The sequence below is a fragment of the Pseudophaeobacter profundi genome (assembly GCF_029697505.1).
GTDB lineage: Bacteria > Pseudomonadota > Alphaproteobacteria > Rhodobacterales > Rhodobacteraceae > Pseudophaeobacter > Pseudophaeobacter profundi.
Genome location: NZ_JARJEF010000004.1, coordinates 348,683 through 356,564, shown reverse-complemented (window position 1 = coordinate 356,564; position 7,882 = coordinate 348,683). Strand labels below are relative to the sequence as shown.

Sequence of the window (7,882 nt, the reverse complement as noted above, 5' to 3'; positions counted from 1 at the left end):
TCGTGTGGTGAAGGAGCTTGTCATAAACACCTATTAACTTCTGATACTAGCTAAAGTCTGTAGGCGGTAGCCGTTTGTAAAGCAGACATCCTCAAATAAAAACCAGAGGTCGGCTTTGTCCCGCTCAGCCGACCTTGACCTCTGGTTTCAGTCCCGGTTTGGTACGCTGGCGCGGCCAACGGCGGCAGTGAGCCCATGTTGACAATCTGCTGCGTCGCGGCGAGGTTCGCTGAATTGCAATCAAAGATCGTGAGCTGAAGACATGAAAAACTCCGCCAACCGTACTTTTGGTGTCGTCGGGCTGGGTAACTTTGGCAGTACCGTCGCAAAGGAGTTGCAGCGGTTCGGCAATCACGTCATCGGAGTCGACATATCTGAAGCACGCGTTATGATCCTTGCCGATACACTCTCTCAGGCCATGATCGTGGATGCGCGCGATGATGCTGCTTTGCGGGAAGCGGGCTTCGGTGATTGTGATGTGGCCGTTGTTGCCATGGGCGATGATCTGGAGGCCAGCATCCTTGCGGCGATCAACCTCAAACTTGTTGGAGTTCCGGTTGTATGGGCCAAAGCCACGACCAAGACGCATCACAGAATTCTGAGTAAACTTGGTGTAGACAGAATCATTCACCCTGAAGTGGAGGTCGGTCAACACATCGCGCAGGTTTTGCATAACCCGCTGGTACGTGACTATGTTAGTCTGGGCAACGGCTACCACGTTGTGAATTTCCGCATCCCCGAAAGCCTTGAAGGCAAGAGCCTGAAAGACCTCCCGCATGGCAATAAGTTCAATCTGCGTTGTATCGGGGTCATGCGCGGAACTGAATACGTTGGGCAAGACGCGACAGGATGCCAATTGGAGCGGGATGACCTTCTGCTATTGCTCGGCAAACGCAATGACCTTCGCAACTTCGCAGCCAGCCTATAGCCATGGCATTCATGCCCTCGAAACTGGTGAAACGGTTCGCGACTTTGCGCATGCCGCCCCCCGCGGTTCTAGTGATATTCTACCTGGCCTTTATCATCGTGGGTGCCCTCTTGCTCTGGTTGCCGATCTCGCATCACGGGGACATCGGGTTCGGCGAAGCACTGTTTACATCAACCTCTGCCGTCACTGTGACAGGGCTTGTGCTGGCCGATACGGGAGCTGCTTTCACAGGCTTTGGGCAGGGTGTCATTGCCGCGCTTATACAACTCGGCGGGTTGGGTTTGATGACCTTTGCGGTGCTATTGCTTGGAGCGCTTGGCATTCCGGTGGGCATGCCACAACGGCTGATCCTACGCGAAGACCTGAACCAGACATCGCTGTCGAACCTAACCTATCTAGCGCGAATTATCTTGATCATCGCCCTTGTTTGCGAAGTGATCGGGGCCGCCTTGCTGGCTCTAGTCTTTGTTCCGGAGTTGGGTTGGGATGGCCTATGGCAGGCGATTTTCCATTCTATTTCGGCCTTCAATAATGCGGGTTTTGCGCTTTACGCAGACAGTCTGTCTCAATGGGTGGGCAACCCGATAATCAACATCGTGATCCCGGCTCTCTTCATTCTGGGAGGGCTCGGATTCATTGTCGTGGGGGATATCTATCAGAAACGCCAGTGGCGCAAACTCACACTGCATTCCAAACTGATGCTGCTCGGAACTGGCATTCTGATTGTCTGGGGGAGCGTCATGTTCGGCCTTCTCGAATGGACGAACCCCTATACCTTGGGCCCCTTGCCCACTGGCGACAAACTATGGGCAAGCTGGTTTCAGGGGGTGACGCCGCGCACGGCCGGGTTCAATACGATCGACACCAGCGGAATGCATGACAGCGCGACCATGTTGACGATGACACTTATGTTGGTTGGCGGTGGCAGCACCTCGACAGCAGGAGGGATTAAAGTGACGACACTCTGCGTGTTGTTGCTAGCCACAGTTGCTTTTTTCAGGCGCCAAACAACATTGCACGCCTTTGGGCGCTCCTTGGGTGTCGATGAAGTGATGAAGGTCCTCGCTCTCACTACCATTTCCATGCTTCTGGTTCTAACGGGCATTTTTGTGACCTCGATCAATCACGACGGCGAGTTCATCGACCTCGCATTTGAAGTCACATCGGCATTTGGCACAGTGGGCCTGTAGCGCGGGACGACCGGAGAGCTTGATGGTATCGGCAGGGCCATCATCATGGCGACGATGTTTATCGGTCGAGTTGGCCCTCTAGCTATCGGATTTTTCCTCGCGACCCGCAGTGTGCCGAGGGTAAAGTACCCTGCAGGGCAAATATATCTTGGGTAGCCACCGTGCTCTATTCGGCAAACGCCGCCTAGCTGGTTAGATTAATGGATCGGAGGTCCGCAAAGTCCGCATCCCTTCCGTCCGATGGTGCTTGTCGGTTGCACCTGCGGCGAAGGGCGGCTTTTGCGTTTGCGTGTGCGGCGTTCAGCCTAAACCGTGCCGCCAGATCCCGCGACTTTGCAAATGGTGCTTTCTGCGCGTTGCTGCCAGAACAGGCGCTGAACTACTTTGTGGACGGGTATCAGACCAAGGCTAGACATTTTCTCAAATAGAAAAACCCGCAAGTTGTTTTGTGCTTCAGCCAGGCCCGACAGGCGAATAGCGCACCGGCAGGCCATTATAGGTCAGGCCCTTGATCAGCTCCGGCTTGTGGCTCATCCGCCCGGTGAAGTTCCAAATGGCATCCGTTGCCTGGCCATAGACCAGCAGGATATTTAGGCCGGATGCCCCGGCCAGCTCCTGCGCTTCGCGGGACAATGTGGCACCGATGCCCTCGCCCCGGCGGCTTTTGTGAACCCAGACCATGATCGGTGTGAAGGCCCTGGCGGCATCAAAGGGGAGGTTTCCCGCCTCTGCCTGCTCTTTTACCCAGGGGTCATTGAGGGACGGAAAGACCATATAGCTGCCGATCAGGCAGTTGCGCCCGTCCGCCGCCAAGACCATCTGCGTGTCCAGATCGACCAGGCCGGGGTAGCGCGCAGCGCGCCCCAGTCCTTCTGCCATCCAATCCTGCATATTCAGAGCTGCAATGGCTTTTTGGCGCATCGCGGCGACGTGTCCCTTGACAAAGGTGGTCATGAATACACCGCCAATCCTGTCTTGAGGGCCTGCATTGCCGACCAAAACCCTGGCCCCAAGAGGGAGGTCAAAATCGCTCATGCCTCGCCCCCCCCCCCACACAAGCCCCCCCCTGCAAACCTTTTAAAATATACGTCTATCCGCGATCTTCCGGTGCCTTCGGGCCTCTTCCGGCTGCTGCAGATATCGATGTCCAGCTACAGGCTGGATCGGAAAGGGGGGCGCCAAGGCAATCAGCGCCGGGCGCGGGGTAAATTTGCGGTCGTGCTATTCTTCAAAAGAAGACAACTGCGAGGCTTGACCTCCATTTTTCTTTGAAATATCACCTGCACCAAGAGAGCGGGCGTTGTGTAGTGGTAAGACCTTAGCCTTCCAAGCTAATGACGCGGGTTCGATTCCCGCCGCCCGCTCCAGTATCACCGCTGACAACTCCCCCCAAACATTACCCTATGTGACAGACCTGTCTTGTCGTGTTTTTGCTGGCCTGTCTGGTTTGGGACAGGGTTGCGACGTTTTAGCCTCAGGCCCTGTCTGAGCCCATATTTCCCTGGTTTGTCGGCACCCAGAGCCCACAGCCGCTTGACCTGCAGGTCTGGCGGGGCCATGAACCTGACTGGACCGCAGGGCGAGGGGCCCTGACAGGGAAATGGGCAAAAGGATCCGGCATGGCGCGAAACAAGGCTTCTCCGACCTCGCAAGAAGAGCGTGAGAGCTCTCGGGAAATTGGCGTTCTGGGGGCGTTGTGGCCCTTTATGCGCCCCTACCGGCTGCTGATGTTTGCTGCCACCTGTGCCCTGGTGATGACCGCTGGTCTGTCGCTGACGCTGCCTTTGGCGGTGCGGCGTGTTGTCGACAATTTCCGGGTGTCGGAAAGCGCCTTGCTGAACCAGTATTTCATGGCCGCGCTGGTCATTGCTGCCCTGTTGGCGGTCGGAACCGGGCTGCGCTACGCGCTAGTGACCCGGCTGGGAGAGCGGGTTGTTTCGGATATCCGCAAAGCGGTGTTTGACCGCGTTATCGGCATGAGCCCGACCTTCTTTGAAAAGATCATGACCGGAGAGGTACTGAGCCGGATCACCACCGACACCACGCTGATCCAATCTGTTTTGGGTTCGTCTGTGTCGATTGCCCTACGGAATCTGTTGATCTTTATTGGTGGCATGATCTTGATGCTGCTCACCTCGGCTAAATTGACCGGCATGGTCCTGTTGATTGTGCCTGCGGTGATTGTGCCGATCATGGTTTTGGGGCGGCGGTTGCGCGGTATCAGTCGCGAAAATCAGGATTGGATCGCGGCCTCTTCGGGCAATGCCGGCGAAGCGCTTGGCGCGGTGCAGACGGTGCAGGCCTTTACCCATGAGGCCGCCAGCCGGGAGCAGTTTTCCAAGATGACCGAGACCGCCTTTGGTGTGTCTGTCACGCGGATCAAAACCCGCGCCTATCTGACTGTGATCGTTATTTTCCTGGTGTTTTCCGGTATTGTCGGGGTGCTTTGGATGGGGGCCAATGACGTGCGCGCAGGCGTGATGAGCGAAGGAACCCTGATCCAGTTTGTCATCTATGCGGTTTTGGTCGCCGGGTCTGTTGCGGCCCTCTCTGAAATCTGGAGCGAGCTGCAGCGCGCCGCTGGTGCCACGGAACGGTTGATCGAGCTGCTGAACGCGACGGATACGGTGAAAGACCCCAGTGCTGCAGCGACGCTGCCCACCCCGGTGCGCGGTGAAATCTCTTTTCAGGGTGTTTCCTTTGCCTATCCGGCACGCCCCGCTGTGCAGGCCCTGGATGATGTGAACCTTGAGGTGAAGCCGGGTGAAACCGTTGCCTTTGTCGGGCCTTCGGGGGCTGGCAAGACCACCATCATCCAGATGATTCAGCGGTTTTATGACCCGGATAGGGGTGCTGTGTTGCTGGATGGTATCGCCCTCCGCGATCTGCGGCGCGATGACTTTCGCAAACATATCGCCATGGTGCCACAGGATCCGGTGATCTTTGCCGCCTCGGCGCGCGAGAACATCCGCTTTGGCCGTCCGGAAGCCACGGATGCCGAAGTCGAAGCCGCTGCCGCTGCCGCCGCTGCGCATGATTTCATCTCTGCCTTGCCAGAGGGCTACGACAGTTTTGTGGGTGAACGCGGTGTGATGTTGTCGGGGGGGCAGAAACAGCGGATTGCGATTGCCCGCGCCATCCTGCGCGATGCGCCGGTGTTGCTGCTGGACGAGGCCACCTCGGCGCTGGATGCTGAAAGCGAACGACTGGTGCAGGCCGCGGTGGACAAGCTGAGCCTGAGCCGCACCACCCTGATTGTGGCGCATCGTCTTGCCACGGTGAAGAAGGCTGATCGCATCGTCGTGATGGAGAATGGCCGGGTGGTTGCCACTGGCACCCATGATGCGCTGGTGGCTGAAGGTGGGCTATATGCGCGGTTGGCGCGGTTGCAGTTCACCGATGGGTTGGCGGCCGAATAGCCGCTAGCCCGGCGTGGCGGGGGCAGGGCGCCTGCCATGCTTATGATTATGCCTCGGTCGGATTGGCCGGGGCGCTTTTACTGCCTTGGTATCGGCCTGTTTTGATCTGCGTCGATTTGTATTGACCTGTATCGCCACGTCAGTTTTCCCTCTTGCCTTGACGTGACCCCGCGCATGCGCTTGCACGCTGCGCCGTTTGGTCCCAAATTGAGCCCAAAGAGGATATCTCCTGGGCATGCCCGGGGTTAGGGGAGGATAGGAATGGCTTTTGCCACGATTGAAGACAGCATTGCGATGGAACAGGAAGCAACCTGGGAGGAACGGGATAACCCGGTAACGCTTTACCAGTTGTTGTCGCGCACCACGGGCAGGTTTCCCAATAACAACGCCGTCAGCTATCAGATCTTTTCCGGCCCCACGGATAAGGCGGAAACACTGACCTGGAGCCAGTTGAAGGATCAGGTCACCCAAGCGGCGAATATGTTCCGCAAGCTGGGCATCGGCGAAAAAGACGTGGTGGCCTATGTGCTGCCCAACAGCAATGAAACCCTGGTAACGATGCTTGGCGGTGCGGTGGCAGGGATCGTCAACCCGATCAACCCGCTGCTGGAGCCGGAACAGATCGCGTCTATTCTGCGCGAAACCAAGGCCAAGGTCGTGGTGACGCTCAAACCTTTTCCCAAAACCGATGTGGCGCAAAAAGTAGCCGAGGCGGTGCGCCATGCGCCGGGGGTGAATACGGTGCTAGAGGTGGATCTGAACCGCTATCTGACGCCGCCAAAATCCTGGATCGTGCCGCTGCTGCGCCCCAAGCTGGAAAACAAGGATAAAATCGCCCACGCGGATTACAAATCCTTCCGTCGAGAGATGCTGAAACAGCCCACCACCCTGGCCTTTGCCGATAGTACCACGGACCGGGTGGCCTGTTATTTCCATACCGGTGGTACTACCGGCATGCCCAAGGTGGCGCAGCACACCTATTCAGGCATGATTTACAACGGCTGGATTGGCGATACGCTGTTGTTCACCGAGAATGACAACATCATGTGCCCGCTGCCGCTGTTTCATGTTTTTGCCTGCCATGTGATCATCATGGCATCGCTGTCTTCCGGGGCGCATGTGGTCTTTCCAACGCCGCAGGGCTATCGTGGCGAAGGTGTTTTTGACAATTTCTGGAAACTGATCGAACGCTGGAAAATCACCTTTATCATTACCGTGCCGACGGCCATTTCGGCCAAGATGCAGCGCCCGGTGGATGCGGATATCTCCACCGTCAAGACTGCTTTTTCGGGGTCTGCGCCGCTGCCGGTTGAACTGTATCGTCGTTTCCAGGACGCTACAGGCATCAATATCATCGAAGGCTACGGTTTGACCGAGGCCACTTGCCTGGTGTCGTGCAACCCGGTCGACGGGGAAAAGAAGATCGGCTCTATCGGCATCACCTTCCCCTATACAGATGTCAAAATCGTCAAGAGTACGGCTGATGGCATGGTCGAATGCGGTGTCGATGAGGTGGGCGAAATCTGCATCTCGAACCCCGGTGTCTATGCCGGCCACACCTATACCGAGGCGGCGAAAAACGTCGATCTCTACTATCAGGACAAATATCTGCGCACCGGTGATCTGGGTCGCTTTGACGCGGATAGATATTTGTGGATTACCGGTCGGGCCAAGGACCTGATCATTCGTGGCGGCCACAACATCGACCCGGCTGAAATAGAAGAGGCCCTGCTGGGCCATGAGGCGGTCGCCTTTGCCGGGGCGATCGGCCAGCCCGATGCCCATTCCGGAGAGCTGCCCTGCGCCTTTGTCGAGCTGGTCGACGGGGCCACTGCCACGGCAGAGGAGCTGCTGGAGTATTGCAAGATCCATGTGCATGAGCGCGCCGCAATCCCCAAACACCTGACGGTGATGGACGAGCTGCCCAAAACAGCTGTTGGCAAGATCTTCAAACCGGATCTGCGCAAACATGCCATCACCCGTGTCTATAATGACGCGCTGCTGAAGGCGGCCTGTCCGGCGCGGGTAGAGGCGGTGATCGACGATAAAAAGCGCGGCTTGGTTGCTCAGGTTGTGGCCAATGGTGCCAGAGATGGGGATATTGCTGGCGTGCTGGGCGGCTTTACCCGTCCCTGGGAACACCTGCCCGCAGAGACGAGCTGATAGATGGCGGATCGAACCGGGCGGAGCGCCAAGGAGAGGAAAAACAGCCAGGTATCGGGGGCTTTGGCCGTGCCTGGAGGTCCGCGCCTTTGATCAGAAATTTGCCCTTGCCACAGGACGCGCCCCAGCCGGGCGCGTCTTTTTTCTTCATTTGCCATTTCCATCACCGCTTGCTCTGGCCT

The 7,882-nt window shown here is 57.4% G+C and carries 5 protein-coding genes and 1 tRNA gene; 5 read left to right on the top strand and 1 reads right to left on the bottom strand.

The window, feature by feature from the left end; genetic code table 11:
- The first annotated feature begins 262 nt into the window (after nucleotides 1-262).
- Together P2081_RS09695 and P2081_RS09690 are read left to right on the top strand one after the other, a co-directional pair.
- Entirely contained in the window at nucleotides 263-928 is a 666-nt protein-coding gene (locus tag P2081_RS09695; RefSeq protein ID WP_278922667.1) for a potassium channel family protein, read from the top strand.
- 2 nt (nucleotides 929-930) lie between these two features.
- Nucleotides 931-2,118 (top strand): TrkH family potassium uptake protein, encoded by a 1,188-nt coding sequence (locus P2081_RS09690; RefSeq protein ID WP_313790336.1) that lies wholly within the window; start codon nucleotides 931-933, stop codon nucleotides 2,116-2,118.
- 453 nt (nucleotides 2,119-2,571) lie between these two features.
- On the opposite strand, the gene P2081_RS09685 is transcribed toward P2081_RS09690, so the two are convergent.
- A complete protein-coding gene (locus P2081_RS09685) occupies nucleotides 2,572-3,153 on the bottom strand; it encodes a GNAT family N-acetyltransferase (RefSeq protein ID WP_278922666.1) in 582 nt (193 codons plus the stop codon).
- A 258-nt stretch (nucleotides 3,154-3,411) separates the two neighbouring features.
- Here P2081_RS09685 and P2081_RS09680 point away from each other — a divergent pair.
- The 3 genes from P2081_RS09680 to P2081_RS09670 all read left to right on the top strand — a co-directional run bounded on the left by P2081_RS09680 (nucleotide 3,412) and on the right by P2081_RS09670 (nucleotide 7,700).
- A tRNA-Gly gene (locus tag P2081_RS09680) sits at nucleotides 3,412-3,485 on the top strand.
- Between the two features lie 252 nt (nucleotides 3,486-3,737).
- Nucleotides 3,738-5,537 carry an ABC transporter transmembrane domain-containing protein gene (locus P2081_RS09675; protein ID WP_278922665.1) on the top strand — a complete coding sequence of 600 codons (1,800 nt, stop codon included), beginning with the start codon at nucleotides 3,738-3,740 and terminating at the stop codon, nucleotides 5,535-5,537.
- A gap of 261 nt (nucleotides 5,538-5,798) precedes the next feature.
- Nucleotides 5,799-7,700 (top strand): acyl-CoA synthetase, encoded by a 1,902-nt coding sequence (locus P2081_RS09670; RefSeq protein ID WP_278922664.1) that lies wholly within the window; start codon nucleotides 5,799-5,801, stop codon nucleotides 7,698-7,700.
- Nucleotides 7,701-7,882 lie beyond the last annotated feature (182 nt).